24 protein-coding genes, 1 other RNA gene and 1 pseudogene are annotated in these 24,740 nt (G+C 35.5%); 20 read left to right on the top strand and 6 right to left on the bottom strand.

What is annotated here, in order from left to right:
- The first annotated feature begins 178 nt into the window (after positions 1 to 178).
- Together ABWU50_RS06525 and ABWU50_RS06520 are read left to right on the top strand one after the other, a co-directional pair.
- Positions 179 to 1,006, top strand: a complete 828-nt coding sequence (locus ABWU50_RS06525; RefSeq protein ID WP_353275834.1) for a hypothetical protein — start codon at positions 179 to 181, stop codon at positions 1,004 to 1,006.
- A 26-nt stretch (positions 1,007 to 1,032) separates the two neighbouring features.
- Positions 1,033 to 1,701, top strand: coding sequence for a hypothetical protein (locus tag ABWU50_RS06520; RefSeq protein WP_353275833.1), 669 nt, complete (start codon positions 1,033 to 1,035; stop codon positions 1,699 to 1,701).
- Between the two features lie 560 nt (positions 1,702 to 2,261).
- Here the strand turns inward: ABWU50_RS06520 and ABWU50_RS06515 are convergent.
- Positions 2,262 to 2,429: a hypothetical protein gene (locus tag ABWU50_RS06515; RefSeq protein ID WP_341811913.1), complete on the bottom strand. Its 168-nt coding sequence runs from the start codon at positions 2,427 to 2,429 to the stop codon at positions 2,262 to 2,264.
- Positions 2,430 to 2,912: 483 nt separating this feature from the next.
- Between ABWU50_RS06515 and ABWU50_RS06510 the strand changes: the two genes are divergently transcribed.
- The 12 genes from ABWU50_RS06510 (at position 2,913) to fumC (ending at position 13,278) form a co-directional block, all read left to right on the top strand.
- On the top strand, positions 2,913 to 3,554 hold the full coding sequence (locus ABWU50_RS06510; RefSeq protein WP_264687874.1) for a hypothetical protein: 642 nt from the start codon (positions 2,913 to 2,915) through the stop codon (positions 3,552 to 3,554).
- Positions 3,555 to 4,186: 632 nt separating this feature from the next.
- Positions 4,187 to 4,522: a transfer-messenger RNA gene (ssrA, locus tag ABWU50_RS06505) on the top strand.
- A gap of 22 nt (positions 4,523 to 4,544) precedes the next feature.
- Positions 4,545 to 4,982 carry a ClpXP protease specificity-enhancing factor SspB gene (locus ABWU50_RS06500; RefSeq protein ID WP_264736028.1) on the top strand — a complete coding sequence of 146 codons (438 nt, stop codon included), beginning with the start codon at positions 4,545 to 4,547 and terminating at the stop codon, positions 4,980 to 4,982.
- A 209-nt stretch (positions 4,983 to 5,191) separates the two neighbouring features.
- Positions 5,192 to 5,413, top strand: a complete 222-nt coding sequence (locus tag ABWU50_RS06495) for a hypothetical protein (RefSeq protein WP_253309905.1) — start codon at positions 5,192 to 5,194, stop codon at positions 5,411 to 5,413.
- Entirely contained in the window at positions 5,394 to 5,705 is a 312-nt protein-coding gene (locus ABWU50_RS06490) for a type II toxin-antitoxin system RelE family toxin (RefSeq protein WP_353275832.1), read from the top strand. The genes ABWU50_RS06495 and ABWU50_RS06490 overlap by 20 nt, the downstream gene beginning before the upstream one ends.
- 142 nt (positions 5,706 to 5,847) lie before the next feature.
- Positions 5,848 to 6,126 (top strand): YggT family protein, encoded by a 279-nt coding sequence (locus ABWU50_RS06485; RefSeq protein WP_253309879.1) that lies wholly within the window; start codon positions 5,848 to 5,850, stop codon positions 6,124 to 6,126.
- Positions 6,127 to 8,250, top strand: a complete 2,124-nt coding sequence (locus tag ABWU50_RS06480) for an FtsK/SpoIIIE family DNA translocase (RefSeq protein ID WP_353275831.1) — start codon at positions 6,127 to 6,129, stop codon at positions 8,248 to 8,250.
- Between the two features lie 154 nt (positions 8,251 to 8,404).
- A complete protein-coding gene (locus ABWU50_RS06475) occupies positions 8,405 to 8,941 on the top strand; it encodes a hypothetical protein (protein ID WP_353275830.1) in 537 nt (178 codons plus the stop codon).
- A gap of 205 nt (positions 8,942 to 9,146) precedes the next feature.
- Positions 9,147 to 9,767, top strand: a complete 621-nt coding sequence (locus ABWU50_RS06470; RefSeq protein WP_341822948.1) for a TRP75-related protein — start codon at positions 9,147 to 9,149, stop codon at positions 9,765 to 9,767.
- A 25-nt stretch (positions 9,768 to 9,792) separates the two neighbouring features.
- Positions 9,793 to 11,073 carry a flavodoxin-dependent (E)-4-hydroxy-3-methylbut-2-enyl-diphosphate synthase gene (gene ispG, locus ABWU50_RS06465; RefSeq protein WP_353275829.1) on the top strand — a complete coding sequence of 427 codons (1,281 nt, stop codon included), beginning with the start codon at positions 9,793 to 9,795 and terminating at the stop codon, positions 11,071 to 11,073.
- Between the two features lie 111 nt (positions 11,074 to 11,184).
- Complete coding sequence (locus ABWU50_RS06460) at positions 11,185 to 11,541, top strand: hypothetical protein (protein ID WP_264731293.1); 357 nt, start codon at positions 11,185 to 11,187, stop codon at positions 11,539 to 11,541.
- A gap of 342 nt (positions 11,542 to 11,883) precedes the next feature.
- Positions 11,884 to 13,278: a class II fumarate hydratase gene (fumC, locus tag ABWU50_RS06455; RefSeq protein WP_264731291.1), complete on the top strand. Its 1,395-nt coding sequence runs from the start codon at positions 11,884 to 11,886 to the stop codon at positions 13,276 to 13,278.
- Positions 13,279 to 13,359: 81 nt separating this feature from the next.
- Here fumC and ABWU50_RS06450 read toward each other — a convergent pair.
- Together ABWU50_RS06450 and ABWU50_RS06445 are read right to left on the bottom strand one after the other, a co-directional pair.
- Positions 13,360 to 13,652: pseudogene (locus ABWU50_RS06450) on the bottom strand (IS4 family transposase); the annotation flags it as partial.
- 697 nt (positions 13,653 to 14,349) lie between these two features.
- Entirely contained in the window at positions 14,350 to 15,486 is a 1,137-nt protein-coding gene (locus tag ABWU50_RS06445) for a cysteine desulfurase family protein (RefSeq protein WP_353275828.1), read from the bottom strand.
- 155 nt (positions 15,487 to 15,641) lie between these two features.
- Here ABWU50_RS06445 and ABWU50_RS06440 point away from each other — a divergent pair, with 155 nt between their 5' ends.
- On the top strand, positions 15,642 to 16,340 hold the full coding sequence (locus ABWU50_RS06440; RefSeq protein ID WP_353275827.1) for an alpha/beta hydrolase: 699 nt from the start codon (positions 15,642 to 15,644) through the stop codon (positions 16,338 to 16,340).
- Between the two features lie 246 nt (positions 16,341 to 16,586).
- On the opposite strand, the gene ABWU50_RS06430 is transcribed toward ABWU50_RS06440, so the two are convergent.
- Positions 16,587 to 17,261, bottom strand: a complete 675-nt coding sequence (locus tag ABWU50_RS06430) for an ABC transporter ATP-binding protein (protein WP_253309781.1) — start codon at positions 17,259 to 17,261, stop codon at positions 16,587 to 16,589.
- A 39-nt stretch (positions 17,262 to 17,300) separates the two neighbouring features.
- Positions 17,301 to 17,762 (bottom strand): HesB/IscA family protein, encoded by a 462-nt coding sequence (locus ABWU50_RS06425; RefSeq protein WP_253309915.1) that lies wholly within the window; start codon positions 17,760 to 17,762, stop codon positions 17,301 to 17,303.
- Between the two features lie 47 nt (positions 17,763 to 17,809).
- On the opposite strand from ABWU50_RS06425, the gene ABWU50_RS06420 reads away from it, so the two are divergent.
- Together ABWU50_RS06420 and ribD are read left to right on the top strand one after the other, a co-directional pair.
- The gene (locus ABWU50_RS06420) at positions 17,810 to 18,991 is read left to right on the top strand and encodes a deoxyguanosinetriphosphate triphosphohydrolase (protein ID WP_353275826.1); all 1,182 of its coding nucleotides are present in this window, start codon (positions 17,810 to 17,812) and stop codon (positions 18,989 to 18,991) included.
- A complete protein-coding gene (ribD, locus tag ABWU50_RS06415; RefSeq protein ID WP_353275825.1) occupies positions 18,991 to 20,208 on the top strand; it encodes a bifunctional diaminohydroxyphosphoribosylaminopyrimidine deaminase/5-amino-6-(5-phosphoribosylamino)uracil reductase RibD in 1,218 nt (405 codons plus the stop codon). Before ABWU50_RS06420 ends, ribD begins: the two co-directional genes overlap by 1 nt.
- Before the next feature lie 57 nt (positions 20,209 to 20,265).
- On the opposite strand, the gene ABWU50_RS06410 is transcribed toward ribD, so the two are convergent.
- Positions 20,266 to 20,994 carry a hypothetical protein gene (locus ABWU50_RS06410; protein WP_353275824.1) on the bottom strand — a complete coding sequence of 243 codons (729 nt, stop codon included), beginning with the start codon at positions 20,992 to 20,994 and terminating at the stop codon, positions 20,266 to 20,268.
- 133 nt (positions 20,995 to 21,127) lie between these two features.
- Between ABWU50_RS06410 and truB the strand changes: the two genes are divergently transcribed.
- The 3 genes from truB to pnp are packed head-to-tail and all read left to right on the top strand — an operon-like array spanning position 21,128 to position 24,636.
- Positions 21,128 to 22,063 (top strand): tRNA pseudouridine(55) synthase TruB, encoded by a 936-nt coding sequence (truB, locus tag ABWU50_RS06405; protein ID WP_353276389.1) that lies wholly within the window; start codon positions 21,128 to 21,130, stop codon positions 22,061 to 22,063.
- Positions 22,064 to 22,075: 12 nt separating this feature from the next.
- Complete coding sequence (gene rpsO / locus ABWU50_RS06400; RefSeq protein ID WP_006279944.1) at positions 22,076 to 22,348, top strand: 30S ribosomal protein S15; 273 nt, start codon at positions 22,076 to 22,078, stop codon at positions 22,346 to 22,348.
- A 14-nt stretch (positions 22,349 to 22,362) separates the two neighbouring features.
- Positions 22,363 to 24,636 (top strand): polyribonucleotide nucleotidyltransferase, encoded by a 2,274-nt coding sequence (pnp, locus tag ABWU50_RS06395; RefSeq protein WP_353275823.1) that lies wholly within the window; start codon positions 22,363 to 22,365, stop codon positions 24,634 to 24,636.
- Positions 24,637 to 24,740 lie beyond the last annotated feature (104 nt).

Genomic DNA, 24,740 nt, shown 5'->3' with positions numbered 1-24,740 from the left:
ACTATTTTGAAAATATTCGTTTGATTTTTGTGGATTGATTGGTTGAACTGATATTATATAAGTTTATTTGGCTAGGATGGTAAATATGCAAGAGGCTCATATACAGAAACTAATAGAATTTTCTGAACTTCATAAGAACTTTATGCAGAACAGAAGACCAAGCGAGTCGGAAAAATAATTGTTTGAGATAAGTGAGGAATTTAAAAGGAAACACCCTGAAGTTAGATTGAATGCACGCAGTAATGTGATTGATAAGAGAACTTTTGCTGCACACGGTACCAATGCTTGGGCACTTTTTTCAGCATTTGCTTTTACAAATGGCCAATTACTACCAAAAAATGAAATGAAAGTAAGGGGAATACCTGTTGTTGCAGGCGAATTGATATATGAGAAAAATAGATATGGTCCAGGTTCCTATTATCCAAACACAGTGAGCCAAAATAGTGTGTCAACAGTTAGGCTTAATGATGAAAGCTCGCATTTGCTTGACACATTTCGCTATGCAGAAATGGCAACAAAAGATCATAATTATGATTACAGTAACTTCAGTAAAAAATATCTTAGTAAATATCAGAAGAGAAGCGTAGAAAGCATTATAGAAAAAGCAAGAGCACTTTTGAATGACAAAGAAATGCAAGAAGCATATGAAAGGTTATCTTCTATTCGAATGGTTGTTTTAGGTGATAGAATTGGAGGAACGTCAATAGGTTCGAGTATAGATAATGAATATGGATGTGAAAGATTTAACATTAGAGTTGTTATAGTGGATGAAGAAGATAAAGAGTATGTCAGAAATTTGATTAATAAAATCAATCCAAAAATAGCTGAAGGTATAGTGTATCTAGCTATCGAAGAGGTTATGGAGCTTGAAGGTGAGCATATTAAAACAGCCCCTAAAAAGTTCTGCATGAAAGAGATCTTTCTAGTGGAGAGCATATTTCTCTTCCAATTGCTTTTAAAGATAGTTTTGCGAATGATTTTGAAAAAACATTTAAAGATAAACTAACTTTTAGTTTTTCTGATCAGTTTAATGTGTGTAAAATAGAAAAGAAAGAGCTAGTAAAAAGAACGATAAAAGGTAGACTCGAAATATCTAATGCCACTATAACTTACTATCAAAATCCAGATCCAACTTCAGAAACAATAATTGATGATGTAAATTACAGTGTAGTGTTTACCGAATCATTTCAATCAAAAGTAGGTAGCGATATAGTTATTAACTGTGATAATGAGCAAATTTTAGAACAACCGGCTGCAAGTGATACCACTACACAACCGTTTGTTTCAACCCCTCCACAACAAGAACAACCAGTAGACAGTGGCCCACAAACGATTACAAGCAGTGCAGTTCCATTGCAACAAACACCTGTCAGTAACGAAACTAACAATAATTTTCAGCAGAAAAAGCAAATTAATCAGCCACCTATAGTAGGCAACCCAAAACGTAATTCTCCACAAAAACAAGCTTCAGGAATTTCCCCAAGAGTTATAGGCTTAGCATTATTATTTGGTGCTGTAGGAGCCACACTAGCTGCAATAGGAATTATACCTGAGATTATTGCTATCGGAGTAATTGCAACTGCTGTATTATTAGGAATTGCAGGTGCAGCATTAGGTGGTATAGTAGGGTATCTTACAGACATAACAGTAAACAAATGTCATAAGCGAAGCTGTTATGAAAGTTGCGTAACTAACAACTAATGTCATTCAAATAGCTCGTCTAGGCATGTTTTTTTCTGGATTCTATAGTATTTTCTAAAACGAATGATAAACGTCTAAAATGGTATTACCAACTAAAAGGTGTAAGTCTGTACATTGATGCATTAGAGGTCTGAGGCGACTTTTGATGGTGTGCCAACAATGCTCTATCGGATTTAGATCTTACTATTACCCACAAATATAAATGTTTGTTGCATAGCTCTTAATGGCATAACTTTTGCTTGAAATAACTGTTTATATGGTGCAATTTACAGCTTTTAGTTGCTAAAATTATAACTCTTAGTTTAATAATTTTAATCCAATAAGCTTTCAGGTTAATAAAATTAAATTATTTGAGTAAATACAATACTATGTTTTTATTTGTGGGTAATAGTAAGTCTTTTACCCCATCGTTTTTTGCGATGAATTCAGCATATTTTTCCAACAGTTTTGCATCTAATTTATCGGTTTTTGCAAAGTGATTGCAGGCTTTTGCAAATGCATATGCCCGATTTGGGTGAGCTCTATGAACAGCTATGTTATACAACTTTATTACAAGTTTCTCATAACCTCCTGTTTACACATAACTTAACAAATACGTTAGCCATTTTTGACTTTATAAACTCAGATATAGCTGTCTCTACATTTTCTATACGCTGATGTTTATTGTTGATTGAGATATCAAGTGTTTCTTTTGAAACATCAATACCCATAAAAACTGTTCTAGCCATTTTTGTACCTATAAATATAATCAAATAATAATGCAAATGCTGTACAGGATTGTGATTCGATCTTTTAGATCCCCCTACCGTTCGTACTACATTTTTTCTAGCTAGGAGTGTACTAAGATTCCACCCAATCAATCCAGTTAACAGCTTGCTCATTATAGTCTTGCGACTTTGATTTAATATACAATCCAGGAAATTTATTAAGTTGGTAAGCATAAAAGTAGCCGTTTTATGTTAAAATACAACGTTTTGATGATTATGAAAAAGCTGGATTCCAGACTGGAATGACACCATTTGTTGTAAACTCACTTTTTCTTGATTTTTTGGTTTATCTTGTCTACCTATTTTGCCATTCTGCTGAACGGATACATCCGAGTAGCACATCCTTTACTTTGTGGGTATACTTTTTTTGACATGTGGTTATATCTTTTTTAATATAAAGGATATATACTTATGCATTATATATTTTTTTGTATGAGGAGTTATATGAAAATGAAGAGATTATGCGTTTTGGCTGTGTTGCTTACTTCATCTCTAGCAGGTGCAGCTAATAATAGTGCAAGTAAGTCAGAAGATCAGTACTATGCAGGTTTAAACTTTGGTGCTGGATGGGGTGGTGGCTTTGTAATGAAACCTAGCGTTGTTTTTGGTTATCATCATGACAAAAACTCTAAGTTTGAACTTGAGGTTCTTGCTAACATGAGTGATATTGCTAATAAGGATACAAGGAAAATAGGGGCTAGCTTATTGGCAAATTATCGTTATTACCCTGACCTTGATATTGATCCTGTTAAACTATATGTCAGTGGAGGTTTAGGAGGATACTTACAAGTAATACCTTTTGGCTTTGGTGAAGGTGGTAAAAGCAAAGATTCAAAACCTCAAGATCCAGGAGCTACCACTACTTCGAGTGCAGGTGAGGTTACTGGAGCTGCTGCAGAGGAGGCATCTGTAGTAGATAAAATACTGGGTTCTATTTCCTATAAACTGAAGGTCGGTGTTGATTATGAAATTGCTCCACAGATAGTTGGTGCAGTTGGTATTGCTGCAGGCGGGCAACTAAGTGGTATAAAAGCATTACAAATACCAGATGCAACTCTGGAGGTAGGAATACGTTATAATTTTTAATGCTGCTAAATTGTAACTTAGTTCATAAAGGTAGAGACAATGTTGAGGATGAAATAAACAGCATTGAAAAAATCTGGAAATATATGAGATACTTTTCGAATATGGTTTTGAATGCTAACTATAGATTAAAAAAATAACAAGAAAAAGGGTAAACTCCAGTATTTGTAACCGTTCACGGATTGTGAGAATGAATAAGGAAGTAGGTCCAAAGTGTGATGGTATTGATTTAGTATAAATAATTCAGGATGCTTGTGTCCACTGGTTACATATAAATTCATAAGGTTTTGAGAGTTTTGAGTCTTTTTGCGTAATATAACAAAGTTGTAAAGGTGTAACCATAATTCCTCCTTCGATGGCAATTTCTTATATATCATACCATCACACTTTGGAACTGTACACCTAAGCACTCTGTTCAACAAGCTAGAACTGCTATATTTGAATACATAGAAATTTTTACAAAAAACAGCGTAGGCATTCTGCTATTAATTATTGCATTCCTGAACATTGTGATTCATCATTCTTTTTGTAAAAAATTTTCTTAACTTTCTCTCCACTTTTTCTGGGTAAGGTCACAGAATTTTTTACTGGAAATCTTAATTTTGTCTTAGCAATAAATCAACTTAAGGTCATAATATCTTGACATTTATTTAATGTTGCTATATAACAGCTATGTACATTTTGTGTACTATAGCAATAAAATCACCCTGTAATAGGTGTATTGGACCCGAGGGCAGTACTCGGCGCCTCCACCATATTTTTAATTTATATGGGGGCGAATAAGGATCGACATGCATAGTAAAGATGGTAGTTTTGCTCGGTTAGACACCACCGCTAAGAGTTCATAATTTAAATGCAAACGATAATTTTGCTGCTGAAGACAATGATGCAATAGCTGCTTAATTTAAGCACTATAACTTCATTGCTATAAGCACGGTTCAGGGAACGCCGGGTAACAGAAGTTCCCCAAAAATTTACGTATGTGGAAGTTATATGGAGCAAACAGATTACAAAAAATTGCTTAATTCTGCCAAGTTTCAAGTTATCAAAAAGACTTTAGATGTTATATCAGGTAATGGTTTTATCCCTCATTTAGAAATATTATTTTTCACATATTTTAATGGTGTGACCATGCCAGATCGTTTGAAAAAGTCATACCCCACTCAAATGCTTATTATATTACAGCATCAATTCTATGATTTAAAAGTTTCTGAGGATAAATTTAGCGTCAGTTTGAGTTTTCAAGGAAAACAAGAGCGAATTACTATACCGTTTTTTGCTATTAGTGAGTTTCGTGATAAAATTTCAGGAGATATTTTAATATTTGACAAAATCAGTATCGATTCTGATAAAGAATACAAAAGTGAAAAATGTACTGAAAAATTATCAAACGGTAGTATTATATCCATAGATCAACTGCGTGATGAGTAATTGCTCATCTTTGTAAACAAAAAATATTAATAGAAAAAAGTGGTCTAACTTAAGTAATAGAATAGAGGAATACTATCGTAGACAAATATGCTAAATCTTTAATTGTTTATTAACGCAGGTGGCAAAATTTTTCTTACATATCATCAACTTTCTTTATTGAAAAATTCAGAAAAATGTTGTATAATTGTCAGTAGAATTTGGTAAAACATATGGCAGATTCAGGAATTAGTATAACTTTTGACCCAAAAACTTCGCAGCATCTTGTTGAACTAGCTAGAGCCACTAAGCAGTCTGTTCAAAAATTAACAGAAAAGCTAGTCAAGGAAGCAATCGAACTTGAAGCGGAAGATATTGCATTTTCCAAAATTATTAGGGAGTTAAATGCTGATGATGCAGAAGAAGTAGAGGATAGTGAAGACATCTGGAAATAAGCGATACACCATTAAATATCTAAAGCATGTTCTTAAAAGAAATTTGCCTTTCTTGCCGAAAGATGTAAAGCCAAGTATTAAAGACGCAATAAAAAAGTATCTTGAGATTGATCCTATTGGTAACGGTGTGTTGCTACACAAGAGATTAAAGGGATATAGAAGAATAAAAGTTGCTGATGATTACCGTATTGTCTATCGTGTAAATACTGCAAAACGTATAGTAATTATTGTTTCAATAGGACACAGGGACAATATTTACAAGCAGGCAATATTGGACCTACTGAAACATTAAATATATTTTATACAGCCCTCCTTCCTCCTACCTTAGGTGCAGCTCAAAAAATGAAGTTTTTTTTGGTTCAGCAAAAACAACATTTTGAGTTTGAAAAGGCTAAATACTTGTCTTTATTATAACTTTCGTGTAATAGATATGCATGCATCCAATTATATATCTACTCAACACGTTACTTGATCTTTATAGCTTCATTCTAATATGTTGGATTGTCCTAGATTTACTGATTAGGCTTAATATAGTGAACGTGTATAATGATACTGTCAATCGCATAATGCGCACCTTGAATCAGCTGACTTACCCACCATTGAAAATTATCAGAAGGTATATACCACCATTCAACGGATTAGATTTATCTATAATGATATTGCTAATAACAATTCACTTTGTAAAATATACAGTAGCTTACTACTTTAGGTAGATGTTAAAAAAATATCTAAAATCAGCAATATATCTATCCCTTTTAATATATGTATATATATCAGTTTTTAGCTACAACTATAAAGATCCTTCCTTAAACACGGCTACAAATAAGGAAGTGACAAATTTAGGTGGAATAGTAGGTTCATATTTAGCTGATATATTGGTTCAATTTCTTGGATTAACTAGTGTTACAATAGCTACAACCATAGTTTACTTGTTGATCTTCAGGCCAGCAAAAATACTGCTGAAAATTCTCTATTTAATATTAATCGATTTAGGGGTATGTGCTATATTACCACAACTTTCGCTAGGCATCACTGCAAGGTACAGACACAGTGGAATAATAGGGAATGCACTCGTTAATAACTGCCCATTTTATGTATTTGTGATAGTAACATCAATAGGTCTTGTAGGATCGGTTGGTTGGAAGAGAGCAATTTACTCTCTATTCTTCTTATGTAAAAAAATAGCTTGCTTATTTGTAAATGTTCCATTCTTCAGATCACATAAAACTGCTGAATATTCAGTTGCACCATTAGTAGTAGAAGAAAAACATAGAACTAAAATCACTACTAAACAACAACCAAAAGAAAGACAGAAAAAAGCTACCGAAGAAATTTTTAAACCTTCCAGTGAGTTCGAGTTTCCAAGCATTCATTTACTTTCTAAAGCAGAGGAGTCTTTGCAGAGAAAGCAGCTGAATGAAATGGAGAGCAATAAAAATTTATCTCTGCTGGAACAAGTCCTGAGTGATTTTGGCGTGCAAGGAAAAATTATCAGTGTATGCTATGGGCCGGTTGTGACTTTATACAAACTTGAACCACAAGCTGGTACGAAATCTGCAAGAGTAATTGGCCTTGCAGATGACATTGCACGTTCGATGAGTGCACTCTCTGCACGTATTTCAATAATTCGTGGGCAAAATGCTATGGGAATAGAGTTGCCGAACAAGGAACGAGAAATTGTAATGCTGCGTGATTTGCTTGAATCACCAGAATACCAGAATGCAAACTTAAATCTCCCAATTGCCCTTGGCAAAGAAATAAGTGGAAAACCAGTTATTGCAGATCTGACTAAAATGCCCCACTTGCTCGTTGCTGGAACCACAGGGTCGGGTAAATCAGTTGCGATTAACACTATGATTCTTTCGCTCGTTTATCGATTAAGTCCTGATGAATGTAAGATGATAATGATCGACCCAAAAATGCTTGAGCTTTCAATATATGATGCAATACCGCACCTAATGGCGCCAGTAGTAACAGAGCCAAAAAAGGCTGTTATTGCTCTTAAGTGGATAGTGAAAGAAATGGAAAATCGCTATCGCATGATGTCGTATTTAAATGTACGCAATGTAATAAACTATAACCAAAAAATCACAGAAGCGATGAATAGTGGAATAGAATTGGAGCGCGTTGTGCAGATTGGCTTTAACTCAACAACAGGCAAACCTTTGTTTGAAAAAATACCAATCAAGATGGAGACATTTCCGTATATTGTAGTGATCGTGGATGAAATGGCAGATTTGATGCTTGTTGCTGGCAAAGAGATAGAGTGCTCTATTCAACGTTTAGCTCAGATGGCTCGTGCTGCAGGAATACACATCATAATGGCAACACAACGCCCATCTGTGGATGTGATCACAGGTGTGATAAAGGCGAACTTTCCAACGAGAATCAGTTTTGCTGTTACTTCTAAGATAGATAGCCGTACAATACTTGGCGAACAAGGAGCTGAACAATTGCTCGGTATGGGTGATATGCTCTATATGGCCTCTGGTGGTAAGATCGTTCGAGTTCACGGTCCATTTGTGAGCGATGATGAGGTGCAAGATATAGTTAATCATCTGAAAATGCAAGGTGAGCCAAATTACATGGAGGAAATTACCAAAGAAGATGAAAATTCTTCTGTGGAATCAGAAGGTGAAACAGAGGATGAAGAAAACGACCTTTACAACCAAGCAGTGGCCATCATTCAAAGAGATCAAAAAGTTTCAACCAGTTACATTCAGCGACAACTTAGAATAGGCTATAACAGAGCTGCAAATATTGTTGAAAGAATGGAAAAAGAAGGAATTGTCAGCTCTCCAAATTACTCAGGAAAGAGAGAGATATTGGTTGAATAGCAACCTTGTAATACATTAACTTAAGTTTTTGCACTTTCAAAAAGCAAGTCAAACAAAATTATTAAAAGGTCAATACATAATGACAGTTGATTTAATGCTAATTTAAGTACTAAGAACGTACAATAGTAATATATTAATTAATTAGGGGGTAAAAATGTCAAATATTTTGAGTAATGCTTGGTATAGTTTGTCTGGCAATGACATAACAGACATAACAAAATTGCAGGAACAAGTAGAAGAACTAGAGAAGCTATTAGGAAACTTCAAAGGTTTGCCAGAACAAGTAACAGAACTGTCAGATAAATTCGGTGGTTTATCAGAAAGATTTACAGAGTTGTCAGGTAAATTTGACGGTTTGTCAACAGATCTATCAGATAAATTCAATGGTTTGCAAGAAAAGTTTACAGGCTTGCAAGAAAACTTCACAGGTTTAGAAGAAAAAGTGGAAACACTCACAGAAGCAGTAGCAGATCAAGAAAAAACACTACTAATTTGTGCCATAGTCAGTGCTGTTGCCGCAATAGCGATAACTTCTTTTGTTGCATTCTGCATCTATCAGGGAGTTAAGCTTGAGAGGGAGAAAGAAAAGAACTCGCTTGATCAAGATACACCAAAAGCAAAACTTAGTAATGTAGATACTACCGATGGTACTGAAAAACTACAGAATAACTTAAAAGTGCAAACTATATAGCTGCATAACACTCTTCTTAAGAAGGTGTTACATAGCTTGTAACACCTTACTCTTCTCTTAGCCTATGTAGGTTTTTTTGATAGCAAACATATCACTTTTTAGAAAAATATTTGTAACATATTATTGTAAAGTTAGTAAAGATTCTGGTTTACTTAAAGTTCGTTAATTGCTATCTTTTAAAACACGATATTTACTATAGCACCATATGCTTAGGGTTTTTTCTAAAGTTTTATTTATATTAATGTTTTTGGTTTCTAGCTTTTTTACTGTGCATAGTGCTGAAGCTAAATCTAAGCTCAGTAAGAGATACATACCTCCTGGTAACCCTGGTGGTGCAAACTTTCATACAGATGAGGATTTTGCTGAGTCATATAAACTGTATGAGAAGCGTAGGGAGCTCCTCAAGAAAAAAAAGTTACAAGATCGAGCTATAAATAAAGAAGATCTAATCAAAAAATTAAAAGAGAAAAAAATTGCTAGTCTTGATAATGAGCCAAATGACATGGAAGCGTGCATAGTCGACGATGAAGAGAGCGCTATGATAAATCAGCATGGTATTAATATCGCACGTTTAAAGGGTGCTGTATTTATAGATCAAGAGCCAGTTTCCCAGTATGAAAGCGAGCAGCATGAAAGTGAACAACAAGAAGGGAAGAAAGTTACTTCAACACGAGAAAAAAAAGTTTCTCCTATAAATGTCACTATAAAAGAAAATCCATCAAGAAAAACGTGCTCACATGATTCTATTGCTAATTTGGATAACGTAGATGCTTATAGTTTGAATGGTTCAAGTTCATTTGGCAGCGTAGCTGACACAGTAAAATAGTATCACAATATTGGCCATTAATAATATGCTAGATAAAGACCTGATATTGAATGACGATGCATATGAATTATCGCCAATTTCCAGGCACAAAACTCATGTTGTAGAAGTTGGAAAAGTAAAGATAGGTGGAAATAATCCTATAGTCGTACAATCTATGGCGCTTGGTGTGCATATAGATTCTGATGATATAAAAAGTAGCGCAAAACATTATGCAAAAGAAATAACAGAACTAGCGCGCGCAGGTTCAGAGTTAGTACGGATTGCTTTGAATTCAGAGGAAGTAGCAAGGGCAATACCTTATATAGTAGAAGAGATAAATAAAGAAGGTTTTGACGGTAAAATATTGGTAGGCTGCGGTCAATATGAGCTAGATAAATTAGTTCAAGATTATCCAGACAACATCAAAATGCTGGGTAAAATTAGAATCAATCCAGGCAATATAGGCTTTGGCGACAAACGTGATGAGAAATTTGAAAGGGTGATAGAGTATGCAATAATGCACGATCTTCCTGTTAGAATTGGGGTAAATTGGGGTAGTCTTGATAAATACCTTTTACAAAAACTGATGGATGAAAACTCTTTGCTTAGTAATGCAAGGCCTTCTGATGTTATACTGCGCAAAGCACTTGTAATGTCTGCTCTTGATAGTGCAAAAAAAGCTGAAGAAATTGGTCTAAATTCAAACAAAATAATCATTTCATGTAAAGTTAGCAAAGTACAAGATTTAATTTTAGTTTATATGGCACTTGCAAAATCTTCCAATTATGCGCTGCATTTGGGTTTAACTGAGGCTGGTATGGGCAATAAAGGTGTGGTAAATACCGCAGCAGGGCTTACTTATTTATTGCAAAATGGCATTGGAGATACAATACGGGCTTCTTTGACTCAACGTCCTGGTGAATTGCGTACTAATGAAGTGGTGGTGTGTCAGGAAATATTGCAATCTATAGGCTTGCGACACTTTAACCCTCAGGTTAATTCATGTCCTGGTTGTGGGCGCACGAGTAGCGATCGTTTTCGTATATTAACTGAAGAAGTGAATGGCTATATAAAAACTCATATGCCGATGTGGAAGAAAAAAAATCCAGGTGTAGAGCATATGAACATTGCTGTTATGGGATGCATAGTAAATGGTCCTGGAGAAAGCAAACACGCAAATTTGGGAATCAGCTTGCCTGGATATGGAGAAAAACCTGTTTCAGCAGTCTACAAAGACGGCAAGTATTTCAAAACTTTACAAGGTGATAATGTCTCTGAAGAATTTAAGGCAATTATTGATAATTATGTGAAGGAGCATTACACGTAACCTTTCACGGTTAATTAATAGATAAATCGCAAATAAAAAAGAAAATTAAACCTTGTTTTTCTTTTTTCGCTATTAATATATTTATAACACAATTGAGTTTAAATAATTGGTATGAAAAGCTTTTTACGAAATTTCTTGCACTATCTTCTGTCATCCCAGTGCTTGACACTGGGATCCATATCTTTTTTTCTCTGGTCACGCGCTGGAATGACACCCAGGACGTGGTGTAATAGTTGTACAAGAATCCTACTAACTTTACTATTAATTCTATTTCCACTTTTAGCATCATCTATAAGCATTGAGGACATCGAAGAAAATTGCGATTACGAATATTACCCTAAATTAGATTCTTCTTCTGCTGATGAGTTACACGTTATAAAGCGAAATTATTATAGATACGGTGAGGAATTAAAAATACTAGCAGATGAGAGGATAAAGGAGATCACTTTAGGCACTAGTGATAAATAATTGTAACCAGACTGCATTCTGTGATTTTTAGCAAAACACGATCTTTCATTTGAGCTTTCTTCAATTTAAAGTAAATACAGAAAATTGCTGCCTATAGCTGAACTGACCTTACCCAGAAAAAGTGGAGAGAAAGTTTGGAATGTTTTTTACAAAGAGAATAAACTATTTGCCATATTTTGAAAAAACGTTTTATTTTACTCCAAAAACGTCTTAACTTTCTCTCTACTTTTTCTGGGTAAGGTCACACTTGACTACTTGGATCTAGTATGATTTAATTAACCAAGAAGTAGACATGAAAAAATTATGTAGTGAACCAGTTTGCATGACGCTAAGAAGGAAAATATGGATAGAAAAACGAGAATAGAATCAGACAGCTTAGGGGAAGTAAAAGTACCAAGTGAACATTACTGGGGAGCGCAGACTCAACGTTCTTTAGAAAATTTTAAGATTGGCACAGAAAAAATGCCAGAGCCTCTGATTAAAGCATTAGCAATAGTAAAACTTGCAGCAGCACGTGTTAACATGAAGCAGGGTAGCATAGATAATAAGGTAGGGGACGCAATCTGCGCAGCCGCAAGGGAAGTAATAGATGGCAAATTTAATAATGAATTTCCGCTTGTTGTTTGGCAAACCGGATCCGGAACGCAGACTAATATGAATATGAATGAAGTGATCAGCAATCGCGCAATAGAGATTTTAGGTGGTAATTTGGGTAGTAAATCTCCGATACATCCAAACGACCATGTGAATTATGGTCAGTCATCAAATGACACCTTTCCAACAGCAATGCATATAGCAGCAGCAGAGCAAATAAACTGCTTGCTTATTCCAAATCTTGAAAAATTGCATAAGGTGCTGGATAATAAGGTTCAGGAATTTAAAAATATAATAAAAGTAGGACGCACTCACTTACAAGATGCAACGCCCCTAACACTGGGACAGGAGTTTTCTGGCTATGCAGCCCAGATTAAAAAGGGGATAGAGAGAGTAAAATTAACTTTAAGTGGTATATACGAGCTTGCACAAGGTGGCACTGCGGTTGGTACAGGACTCAATACTAAAAAGGGTTTTGCTGAAGATTTTTCAAGCAAAGTTGCAGAAATTACTAATCTTCCATTTACTTCAGCAGGCAATAAATTTGAAGCGCTAGCAGCAAACGATGCTTTAGTTGAGCTCAGTGGAACACTCAATACAGTAGCAGTCAGTTTAATGAAAATTGCAAATGATATAAGGTTGCTTGGTTCTGGTCCAAGATGTGGAATTGGGGAAATAATGTTACCGGAAAATGAGCCTGGTTCTTCAATTATGCCAGGTAAAGTGAATCCAACTCAGTGTGAAGCAGTAACTATGGTGTGCACTCAAGTTATGGGAAATCATGTTGCTGTGACCATTAGTGGTTCAAACGGTCATTTTGAATTGAATGTGTTTAAGCCAGTGATAATTTACAATGTTTTGCAGTCTATAAGACTTTTAGCTGATGCAAGTTTAAATTTTACAGAAAAATGTGTAGTTGGTATTAAGGCAAATGAAGAGAGGATAAAAGATTTACTGAATCAGTCGTTAATGTTGGTCACTATATTAAATACGCATATAGGGTATGACAATGCAGCAAAAATAGCGAAGCTTGCTTATAAAGAAAATATCACTCTAAAAGAAGCAGCAGCAAAACTTCAACTGCTCACTGAGGAGGAGTTTGAAAGGATAGTGAAACCAGAAGAAATGGTGAATTATTTGTAACCGTTGGGAGTGTTAAATAAACCATACGCGTCAAGTTAAGAGGTATCCGTTCAGCCAATGGCGTCAACTTAAGAGCCTCCATTAGCAAACTCTCCTAAAAACATGATGGCGTTTGGGCTTATCTACCTTATTGTGGCTGCCCTGGTCGAATTTTAACTTTAGCACGCATGCTTAAAAAGGGCTTGAAAGTTTTTTGGCGCAATAAGTACTTGATAAAGTTTCTGCCTCATTACACCAAATAAAACTGAAAAATTTAAACGATACTCAGTAATTTGATCTGGGTTCCAAGGCCCTTGTGCATCACACATATGAAGCGATAATATATTACACATAACTAAGTTCGCCCAAAATTCTTGTAATACAGCCTCTAGGTGTATGGTCCCATAATTCCTCCTTTGATGGTATTGTTTTCTCATATTTTATCATACCATCACACTCTGGGACTGTACACCAGGAATTATCCTATTGAATTCTATGATATTATTTTTGTAACATTGTCTAAAGTGCCCAGTGTCAAGCACTGGAATGACACCATTTCCGTGAATATTGCTCTTAATTTGTAACTAACCTAAGCCATAAATATTAAGAAATTTACCAAACGAAAAAAAAGGCAAAAGAAGCCCCGTTGGTGACTAGTTATTTATATGTACTTCAAAATATTGGCGTTTTTTATTCTAAACGCTACGATTCAGCCGCTTTTAAATGCGATTAACCTAAATTATAAACGTTAAGAAATTTACTGAGCGGAAAAAAAGGCAAAAAAACCCCAGGGTAGCTAGTATTCAAATTCTCCCTTGTCTATTTGACGTCTTTTACTGTCTTAAACGCTTTATAAGCACGTTTCAGCTTATATAGGTAGAAACCTAGAAGTTTTATAAAGACATGAGGTGGACATAGTGCAAAAATTAAGCATGATTTACGCCAAATACATTAAGTTTTTTGTCATTAATCCACTGCAGAGATTGCGAAGATAAATAAATAGCTTCACTGTTATGATAAGGGGGCTGGCGAAGGGTGTCAAGTAAGTTTTTACATCTAATTTATAGCTCCCTGCATGATACCACGTATTATCTATACCAAGGTGTTCTTCTTGTAGATATTATACCAACAATCCACTATTTTTTTTATGTCTTGTGGTTTAGTTTCTGGACCTATACTGATTCTAATTGAACACTCTGCTTGCTCTTTTGTTGCCCCCATTGCAAGCAAAACATGGGAAGGCTCAACTTTTCCAGAAGAACATGCAGAACCATTACTAACTGCAATATGATTCAAGTCAAAATGCATGAGCTGCACATCACTCTTTACTCCTGGCATATAAATAAAACTTGTGTTTGGCAGCCTCTTAGAGTTTTTACCGAAGATTCTTATATCACTGGCAAGATTTAATAATTCACACTCTAATTGATCACGTAGCTCCTTTACTTCATCCATTTTTGATAGAAGGTCTGGAGTATTTTGCAGTGCAGCAGAAAGGCCTGCAATCGCAACAATATTTTCCGTACCACCACGAAATCCCTTCTCTTGTCCACCACCTATTATAATAGGTTCTATCGCAAGTTCTTTATTGAATATTAAAACTCCACTGCCTGCTACACCGCCAAATTTATGGGCGGATAAAGTGAGTAAATCCACTCCTAAATCTTCCATATTAACTTTAATTTTCCCAACACTTTGAGCAGTGTCAGTGTGGCAAATTGCTCCAAATTTGTGTGCTATTTCAGCTATTTCCTTAACAGGCTGAATAACTCCGGTTTCGTTATTTGCCATCATAACTGAAACTATTGCTTTGTTTCCTTTAAGTTTGCTTAGAATTTTTTCTAGCTCTAAAAAGTCAACAATGCCCTCCAGATTAACGGGTATTATATATGGATTACATGCAGAATTAAGAATTGAAGGATGCTCTATAGCTGAAATTACATGCAGATAGCCTGCTATTCCTCTCATAACAAGGTTATTCGCTTCAGTCGCACCAGACGTAAAAACTATTTCTTTATCACTTGGAACACCAAGAGCATCACGTATGTTATCTCTTGCATCCTGAAGAATCTTCCTCGCTTCTTGTCCTCTTTTATGTAGTGATGATGGATTGAGCGTTTGTTTTAACAAGACCTCAAATATACTTTTTTTTACATTCTCACTAATTGGAGCAGTTGCATTGTAATCAGCATATACGTAACCACTATTTTCTAAAGAGAATGGACTCATCTGTCACTTAAATAAGTTTACCATCAACTATAGCCATAACTATGTACGTTAGCTTTAACACGATAAAAAATTTATTGCAAAAACAGCGAAATTAATACATAATTAATAATTCATGTCATCAATACCTGTCAAGCAGGTTTTTATTAGGAGTTACCGTGGTAGAAGTTTTTTTGAATAATGCAACAAGAAAGATAGAAGGTGAATACCACCAAAGCAAAGATGCCAACGCGCCGGTTGTGCTGGTTTTACATCATCACCCTCAATATGGTGGTAATATGGGTAGTAAAATTGTACATGGTATATATACGTCTTTTATCGATAACAATTTTTCTGCATTGAAAATTAACTTTCGTGGTGTGGGAAAATCTACCGGAACTTTTGATAAGGGTATAGGAGAATTAACTGACGCTGCGGTAGCTATTGATTGGCTTCAGGAACATAATCCTAGCAACGTTCCAATTTGGATCGCTGGTTTTTCTTTTGGAGCATGGGTGGCTATGCAGCTAACAATGCGTCGCCCTGAGATAGTGGATTTTATTGCTCTTTCTCTTCCGGCAACTAAGTACGATTTTTCTTTTCTTTCTCCCTGTCCAGTTTCTGGGCTTATAATACAAAGCAGTAACGATACAATCTCAGAAGAAAGCGATGTAACAGAATTAGCAAAAAGGTTAATAAATTCAGTAAAAAGTGATCACATGAAATACCATATAATAGACGATACTAATCACTTTCTAAGGGATAAAGAAGAGGAAGTGACTCAAATCGTAGATGGTTATATAAAACTGCGCTTAAACAGTGCAGCTATTTCTTCTCAAAAGGTCAAAAAAGAGGTAAGGGTAAAAGAATATGCCTAACCTTTACAAACAAGAGAAATGAGTGTAGTAATATAAATGAAAAGGTTTTGTTATGTTTAAAAAGCTATTATTTTTTGTTTTAGCTGTGTTTATGTTATCGGGGTGTTCCCTAAGTAAACAGCGTAAGTTAAAAAGTCCGTGTATAAAAAGCAATGAAAGCGTTTCATGCGAGTTGTACTCTGTTAATGATCATTGGTTAGATAAGTATAAGGCATAGGTAGTTTTAAATTGTGCTATTTTTCCTATTCACAACTTCACTAATGATCGATCTCTCAATTGGAAAATGCAGTCTGCCTTTTCTGCAAGGAGATGATTGTGCGTTACTATAAGCATAGAGCTGTTATTTTCCTTTACGTATGAATGTAGCAGTAAAAACACGTTAAAAGAATTTGTTGGATCTAAATTTCCTGTTGGCTCATCTGCAAGTAAAAGCTTTGGAGAATTTACAATGCTTCTTGCAATTGCAACTCTCTGCCTTTCCCCACCCGAAACTTCAGATACCATGCTACTTGCTTTGTTTTCCAGACCAAATTTTTCCAACATTGCTTGCGAATTTTTTTTTGCTTCAGCTTTGCTTTTTCCTGCAATAAGTTGAGGAAGCATAATATTTTCCAACACCGATAACTCTTGTAACAAATAGTGAAATTGATAAACAAAACTAAGAAAATTTCTTCTTACATGGGTTTTATGCTTATTATTGGCTTGTGTGCAATTTATTCCATCTATCGTAACTATACCTGAAGTTGGCTTGTCCAACAAGCCTGCGATTTGCAATATAGTTGTTTTTCCTGCACCTGAATTGCCAATCAGCGCTACTACTTGCCCTCTTGTGACACTTAGGTTGATGTCTTTTACAACAGCAGAATTGTCCTTGAAGCTTTTATCTACAGAAGTTAGTTCTAGAGCTACATTATCACCCATGTTTAAAAGACCCAGAAGGCATCTAAATTTTGGTAATAATTAAACCGAAAAACTGTTACCACAACCACATTGAGACTTAGCAAGGGTATTCTTTATTTGAAAACCAGAACCACTGAGATCCTCAGTATAATCTATAACTGAGTTATTTAAAAATTTTGCTGAACAATTATCAACCATTAATACAGGATTGCCATTTTCATCATTAATTACTATATCTTTACCTTTTTCGCTAAAATTGGAGTGGCTTCTATAGTCCTCGCTTTCTTCATAGTCATCATCTTCGTCTTCGTCATCAAACTCATCATCGTAATCATCATCTTCATCATCCAAAGATAGATTTTTATTCATTTGATCCATAAGAAAATTGTATTTGAAGCCAGAACATCCACCGCCTGAAACTGCAACCCGCAAAACGGAACTCTTATCCCCTTCCTGCTCTGCAAGAAAGTGGATTTTTTTTAGTGCATTATCAGTTAAGTTGATGTTGTAATTTGTTGACATAGTAACCACCGTTTATTATTGATAATTTATTATAGTAGAAATTTTACATGTCAAACAATAATTTTCTATTAAGTTATGCATGCTTTCCAAGCAAAACAAAAGGGAGATACTTCAAAGAGCCAGAAGATGAGAATCGCAGCTGCTTTCAGCGTGATAGGGATCGCATTGTTCACTCTAATGCGTTTAGGAAATTGGGGTACAAAACACAAGTTTTTATCAATTACGAGCACGATTACTATCGCACTCGGCTGACTCATAGCCTTGAAGTTGCACAAATTGCAAGATCCATCGCACGCAGGCTCAGCTTAGATGGGGACATCACTGAATGCATAGCGCTTGCACATGACCTTGGTCATCCCCCATTTGGTCACACAGGTGAGGATGCTCTAGTTCAAGTTGATAGTGAGAAGTATGAGTTTGATCATAATGTTCAAGCTATAAGGATTTTAACTTATCTTGAACAAAAACATGCTGATTTTGATGGTATGAATCTAAGTTGGGAGGTGATTGAAGGGGTTGCAAAACATAATGGTCCCTTGCTTGGTCAAAACGCGGAGTCTTCTACAAATAATCAGCTGTTATTAGAATATAATGAAAAATATGATCTAAAACTTGAGGAATTTTCAAGCATTGAAGCGCAAGTTGCTTCAATTGCCGATGATATTGCTTACAGTGTTCACGATCTTGATGATGCACTCAGAGCAAATTTAGTAACCATCGAAGATTTGCTGAATGTCCCTTTAATTGGAAAAATGTTTAAAGACGTAAGGAGCGGATATTCAGAATTGCCTCAGAGCAAACTCATACATGAATCACTGAGTGGAACTATAGGAACTATGATAAGTGATGTTGTTTCTCAGACTGAAAGAAATATTGAAAATCACAAAATAAAAAGCGTAGAAGACGTAAGAAGTCTAAATAAAATGCTAGTCACATTTTCACCAGAAGTTGCGAATGCTACAAAAGAAATGAAAAGATTCAACATGGAGAAAATATACAGAAGCTATAAACTGAGTAGAACGATGAACAAAGCGAAACGCATAATACAGGAACTTTTTCAATGTTTTTATGAAAATCCAAGATTACTTCCTACAGAGTGGAGCAAACTTGCTTGTGAATCCCAGCGTTCAATAGTAATATGCGACTATATCTCGGGAATGACAGATAGATTTGCTATACATGAGCACAGGAGAATATTCGACACTTCATATGAAATGACTTCTTTCTAATGACTGATGATCATTTCATGTCAATTGCATTAAGGCTTGCAGAAAAAAATCTTGGGAATGTTGCGTCAAATCCTACTGTCGGGTGTGTTATTGTAAAAGATGGTATAATCATTGGTGAGGGATATACAGGAGTAGGTGGGCGCCCACATGCAGAAGTGGTTGCTTTGCAAAGTGCAGAAGGTTTAACCCATGGTGCAACTATGTATATCACGCTCGAGCCATGTTGCCACTTTGGAGTTACAGGACCATGTACTGCGGAAATCATAAGAGCTGGAATAAAAAGGGTAGTAATTGCAACTATTGACCCAGATAGCAGAGTTTCAGGTGGAGGCATTAAAGCTCTGAAAGAAGCAGGAATTGAAGTTGAGCAAGGTATTATGCAAAAAGAGGCAGAAGAACTGAATGTCGGTTTTTTCACCACTAAAGAATTTCATAGACCATTTATAGCTTGCAAAATTGCAACAACTCTTGACGGAAAAATCGCAACATTTACAGGCGATAGCAAATGGATAACAAGTGAAGATACGAGAAATTGGGTGCATGAGCTCAGAGCAAAATATGATGCAATTATGATTGGCAGCAATACTCTTATTAACGATAATCCACTCTTAACTTGCAGATTACCAGGACTTGAAAATAGATCGCCAATAAGGCTAATTATTGATAGCCAGGAAAAATTGCAGGAAGAGCATAATATTGCAAAGACTGCAGGTCCCTTGTATAGCTATGATTTAAGCAAAGAGCCAACAGCTCACTCTTCGGTGTCATTCCAGCGCGTGACGCTGGAATCTAGAAAAAAAGAAGAAGAATGGATCCCAGTGTCAGCTACTTGGATGACATCAAGAGGCTTGGCGGCAACTTGGGTGATTACAAACGATAAAGCAAAGAAAAAAATAAAAAATATTAACTACTTAGTAGTTAATTCAAACAATGCTGGAAAAGTCTGCCTAAAAGACATGGCATCAAAACTTGTTTCAGAAATTGGCATAACAAGGTTATTAGTTGAAGGTGGAGGAGTGTTAATCACAGAGCTACTGAAGCATAGTTTAATCGACAGGCTGATAATCTGCCGCAGTGGTAAAATTTTAGGTAATGATGCCATCCCCTTTATAGGGAATTTAGGAATTCAATCCATCAACAACTGTTACCAATTTAAAAAAGTAGAGATAATAGAGTTTAATAAGGATGTAGTTGAGATGTGGGATAGATTACCGTAACTCTTCTCAAATGAAAAAAAAGAGGCAGAACCACCTCTACCTCTTCTTTCATTAACTTTAAACTTTTTTAGCGTTTGATATAGCATTTTCTAATGCAACATCTCCTAAGTTAGTTGCTATTCTACCTTTTAAATCTTCCAAAGCTTCATTACTCACCGCAACTTTTGATAACTTAGAACCACCATCCATACCTAACTCTGCTTTCATTTCAGCAAGCTGATCTTTACCACTTACGCTAGTTAATTGTACTTTATATTCGGTAGCACCAACATCAGGAACTTTGTGATCAAGTTCAACAACTTTTCCATCTGCTAATAATATGTGAACTGTTTTTTTACTTTTTGTTAGTTCTTTGTAATCAGCAATTGGAAGTGTCAGGAATAATTGCTGAACATCGTTCCCGTTGTCTTTTTTAACTGTTTCTTCAACAATCGTACCACTCTTTACCACATCTTTGACAAGAGTAGCAAAATTTGCATCTTTACCATCCTTACCATCCTTACCATCCTTACCGTTCACTCCTATTTCTTCATTCTTCTGCATTTGCTGATATGAAGCATAAGCTGCTGCGGCAAAATATACAGCGGCAATAAATAGAACTGCAATTCCAGCAGGGCTAGCAACAAGTGCTAAAGATGCAGGTCCAGCAATTACTTTAGTAGCAATTAATATTGCCGTTATTGCTCCCGCTAAAGATGCAAGTGCAACTAAACCTTCAATACTCATTTTTGTTATATGTGCAGTGTTTTCCCACTTCAATATGCTTTTATTTGTATTTACAGTCATAATAGTCCCCTTAAAAGGGTTAAGTATGTGTTAATAGATGCATGTTAGTCAAGCTATTTTTTACATTATTATTTAAAGTATATATTTCAAGCTGCTTCCTAAACTGTCATCAGCTGTATATAATTCACATATGATACACGGCTGGCTGAATCTCGATAAACCAATAGGAATTAGTTCTGCACAAGCTGTAACCCAAGTTAAAAAGATCTTTGGAATTAAGAAAGCTGGTCATCTGGGAACACTTGATCCTTTAGCTTCAGGTGTGTTGCCAATTGCTCTTGGCGAGGCAACAAAAACTATACCGTATTTATCTTGTGACTTAAAGGCATACGATTTTACAATAAAATGGGGCGAACAAAGAACAACGGATGATTTGGGTGGTGATATCATTAGAACTAGTGATATAAAACCCGAATATAATCAAATAAATTGTGCAATTAAAAATTTTATTGGTGAGATCAAGCAGACTCCTCCTCAATTTTCAGCAATAAAAATCAAAGGAGCAAGGGCATATAAATTGGCAAGAAGTGGGCAAAAGGTAAATATAAAACCCCGACAAGTCAAAATACATGAGCTGAAATTGATATCTGTGGACACCATAAATAATAGTGCAAATTTTTCTATGATGTGCGGTAGTGGTGTATATGTGAGATCAATTGCTCGGGATCTTGGCATTGCATTAAATTGTTTTGGACACATTACGAAATTAAGAAGAACTATGGTAGGTGACTTTAGAGAAAACGAATCAGTGACAATTGAACAGCTCGCTGAAAGAAACACAATAACTTACTCTCCGATAACAAAAGGTGATACTGGAGTAATAGAAGGTACAGGGAGTAATGCAGAAAGTTTCATCATTCCCATTGAATCGGCTTTAAAATCGATGTTCAAAATTGAAATTTCCCCAGAAGATGCGGGGAAAATCAGAAAAGGTCAGGAAGTTGTATTAAATAACTTGCATAATTTAAAGAATTATGATATTTGTTGTACGATAGTGGGTAGTGTACCTATTGCAATCTGCAGTTTTATTTATGGTTGTGTGAAACCTATTCGTGTTTTTAATATTTAAAATGAGGTTTAGATGTCGATAACATCCGAAAAGAAAAAGAGTTTGATAAATATATATGCGATTAAAGAGGATGATACAGGTTCATCTTTTGTACAATGTGCAATTTTGACCGAGAGGATCAGTAACTTAACTGAGCATTTTAAAGTGCACAAGCATGACCATCACTCTAAGCGTGGTTTACTTATATTGATAGGTAGAAGACGCAAGCACTTAAATTATATAAAGCGTAAATTTGGTAATGAAGCCTACCAGGAATTAATAGAGAAGTTAGGCATTAGAAAATAATCGAGGAATTTAGTATGTTTAAAATTATAAAAAAATCTATAGAGTGGGGTGGTCGTCCCTTATCTTTAGAAACAGGAAAAATAGCACGCCAAGCTCATGGTTCAGTAGTTGTAAATTACGGTGATACTTCTGTTTTAGTAACTGTTGTACGTAAAAAGAAGGAAGAAAGCGTTGATTTCCTACCTTTAAATGTGCAGTTTATCGCAAAAAGCTATGCCATGGGTAAGATCCCTGGTGGTTTTTTTAAAAGAGAAGGCAAGCCATCTGATAGAGAAACTTTAATCTCAAGAGTAATAGATAGGAGTGTAAGGCCACTCTTTCCAGAAGGATTTCATGATGAAATTAGTGTGGTGTGTAATCTATTAACTTATGATACAGTCAATCCTCCTGAAGTGCCAGCATTGATTGGTGCTGTTGCAGCTCTTGCGGTTTCTGGTGTTCCTTTTCACTTTACTATAGCTGGAGTGATAGTTGGTTGTGATGAAAATAATAACTATATACTCAACCCTTCTGTTCAAGAGATGAAAGCAAGCAGCTTGGATCTGTTTTTGTCTGGTGATGAAAATTCGATTTTAATGGTTGAGTCAGAAGTGAAAGAGCTCTCTGAAGAAAATGTTTTTAATGCAATAAAATTTGGCCATGAACACCTTAAACCTGTCATTAAGCTCATAAAAGAGTTTGCTGATACAGTTGGCAATAAGCCTGAAAGCTTTGCTCCTGTTGATACATCAGATATAACACAAGAGCTCGAAAAATACGGTAAAGATTTTGAAAAAGCATATTCGCAAACAGTAAAACAAGAGCGAGTTCAAGCTCTAGAAGCGGTCAGAGAGAATATATTGAATACTCTTAAAGAGACTGGAAAAGATGAAAAGTTAATTACATATGCAGTAAAAAACTTTGAAAGATCTTTAGTACGTGAAATAATTAGGAAGAAAGGTGTAAGGATAGACGGTCGTAAGCATGATGAGATACGTCAGATAGAAGTTGAAGTTGATATTCTGTCCAGAACTCACGGTTCTGCGCTGTTTACAAGAGGCAACACTCAGGCATTGGTTGCTACTGCTCTTGGTACTACTCAAGATGAGCAAATTGTGGATGATATTGAAGGGGATAGACGTGAGCATTTCATGTTGCATTATAACTTTCCCTCATTTGCTGTTGGAGAAACTTCTGCTGCACGTGCACCAGGAAGAAGAGAAATCGGTCATGGCAAACTTGCTTGGAAAGCAATTCATCCTGTTTTACCCGATAAATCTGAATTTCCTTATACAATAAGAGTAGTATCCGAAATTTTGGAGTCTGATGGTTCTTCTTCTATGGCAACAGTTTGTGGGACTTCTCTTGCTTTAATGGATACGGGTGTGCCAATAAAGGCCCCTGTTGCTGGAGTTGCTATGGGCCTTATTAAAGATAAAGACGAGTATGTGATACTTTCCGATATATTGGGTGATGAAGATTATCTTGGTGATATGGACTTTAAAGTAGCAGGAACTAGTGAAGGGGTTACGGCACTACAAATGGATATGAAAATTTCTGGTATAAGCTTTGAAATTGTTGAAAAATCTTTAGAACAGGCAAAAGCTGGAAGATTACATATTTTAGAAAAAATGAATGCAGTGATTTCAGAACACAGTGATGACGTCAAAGACCATGCACCAAGGATGTTATCATTTTACATAGATAAAGACAAAATTTCTGCAGCTATTGGTGCTAAAGGAAAAAATATACGCAGTGTGTGTGAAAGAAGTAATGCAAAAATTGAAATAGGAGATGATGGTAAAGTTTCTGTTTTTGCCACGAGTGGCACTGAAGCTGAAATTGCAAAGAGTATGATGATTGATTCAATAATAGAACTAGAACAAGGTTCTATAGTTGATGTCAAAGTTGTAAAAATAGAGAAGTCTATTGTAGAGCTTGAATTTCTTAATGGCAGAAAAGGAAAAATGCACATAAGTGAAGTAGCTAATGAACACATAGATTCTATAGAGAGCATACTTAAACAAGATGATACTTTCAAAGCACTAGTAATTGACTTCGAAAAAGGTGGATGTCCAAAGTTGTCAAGACGTCGAGTTGATCAAGAGACGGGAGAGTTTTTTGAAGGTGAGCTTTACAACGAGGAAAGGAAAGATGGTCCAAATGACAGGGATAATTATTACAATAATTCATTTAATAGAAAACCTGGAGGAAGTTACCATAAGAAGCCTTCTCGTCCTCGTTCTGGTTTCAGCAACAGAAATAAGCCGAAATTTGGTAATAATGATTCATCATCAGGCTTTTATTAAAAGTAAACTTCTTGCGTTACCTCTTGTCATCCAAGTAGCTTGACTACTTGGACCAGAGACTTTTTCAAATTGGTAGATAATAGAAATAATTTGTGTTAACTAGC

Source organism: Wolbachia endosymbiont (group A) of Pipizella viduata (genome assembly GCF_964028555.1).
Lineage (GTDB): Bacteria > Pseudomonadota > Alphaproteobacteria > Rickettsiales > Anaplasmataceae > Wolbachia.
This window is presented reverse-complemented; position numbering and strand designations above follow the sequence as displayed.

Bases quoted from the DNA above. Each gene is read 5' to 3' on its own strand.
- pnp (WP_353275823.1), top strand. From the start codon at position 22,363: ATGTTTAAAATTATAAAAAAATCTATAGAGTGGGGTGGTCGTCCCTTA.
- fumC (WP_264731291.1), top strand. From the start codon at position 11,884: ATGGATAGAAAAACGAGAATAGAATCAGACAGCTTAGGGGAAGTAAAA.
- ABWU50_RS06485 (WP_253309879.1), top strand. From the start codon at position 5,848: ATGCATCCAATTATATATCTACTCAACACGTTACTTGATCTTTATAGC.
- ABWU50_RS06420 (WP_353275826.1), top strand. From the start codon at position 17,810: ATGTCAAACAATAATTTTCTATTAAGTTATGCATGCTTTCCAAGCAAA.
- ABWU50_RS06480 (WP_353275831.1), top strand. From the start codon at position 6,127: ATGTTAAAAAAATATCTAAAATCAGCAATATATCTATCCCTTTTAATA.
- ABWU50_RS06475 (WP_353275830.1), top strand. From the start codon at position 8,405: ATGTCAAATATTTTGAGTAATGCTTGGTATAGTTTGTCTGGCAATGAC.
- ABWU50_RS06515 (WP_341811913.1), bottom strand. From the start codon at position 2,429: ATGGCTAGAACAGTTTTTATGGGTATTGATGTTTCAAAAGAAACACTT.
- rpsO (WP_006279944.1), top strand. From the start codon at position 22,076: ATGTCGATAACATCCGAAAAGAAAAAGAGTTTGATAAATATATATGCG.
- ABWU50_RS06430 (WP_253309781.1), bottom strand. From the start codon at position 17,261: ATGGGTGATAATGTAGCTCTAGAACTAACTTCTGTAGATAAAAGCTTC.
- ABWU50_RS06460 (WP_264731293.1), top strand. From the start codon at position 11,185: ATGAAAAGCTTTTTACGAAATTTCTTGCACTATCTTCTGTCATCCCAG.
- ABWU50_RS06500 (WP_264736028.1), top strand. From the start codon at position 4,545: ATGGAGCAAACAGATTACAAAAAATTGCTTAATTCTGCCAAGTTTCAA.
- ispG (WP_353275829.1), top strand. From the start codon at position 9,793: ATGCTAGATAAAGACCTGATATTGAATGACGATGCATATGAATTATCG.
- ribD (WP_353275825.1), top strand. From the start codon at position 18,991: ATGACTGATGATCATTTCATGTCAATTGCATTAAGGCTTGCAGAAAAA.
- ABWU50_RS06445 (WP_353275828.1), bottom strand. From the start codon at position 15,486: ATGAGTCCATTCTCTTTAGAAAATAGTGGTTACGTATATGCTGATTAC.
- ABWU50_RS06510 (WP_264687874.1), top strand. From the start codon at position 2,913: ATGAAAATGAAGAGATTATGCGTTTTGGCTGTGTTGCTTACTTCATCT.
- ABWU50_RS06425 (WP_253309915.1), bottom strand. From the start codon at position 17,762: ATGTCAACAAATTACAACATCAACTTAACTGATAATGCACTAAAAAAA.
- ABWU50_RS06410 (WP_353275824.1), bottom strand. From the start codon at position 20,994: ATGACTGTAAATACAAATAAAAGCATATTGAAGTGGGAAAACACTGCA.
- ABWU50_RS06495 (WP_253309905.1), top strand. From the start codon at position 5,192: ATGGCAGATTCAGGAATTAGTATAACTTTTGACCCAAAAACTTCGCAG.
- ABWU50_RS06470 (WP_341822948.1), top strand. From the start codon at position 9,147: ATGCTTAGGGTTTTTTCTAAAGTTTTATTTATATTAATGTTTTTGGTT.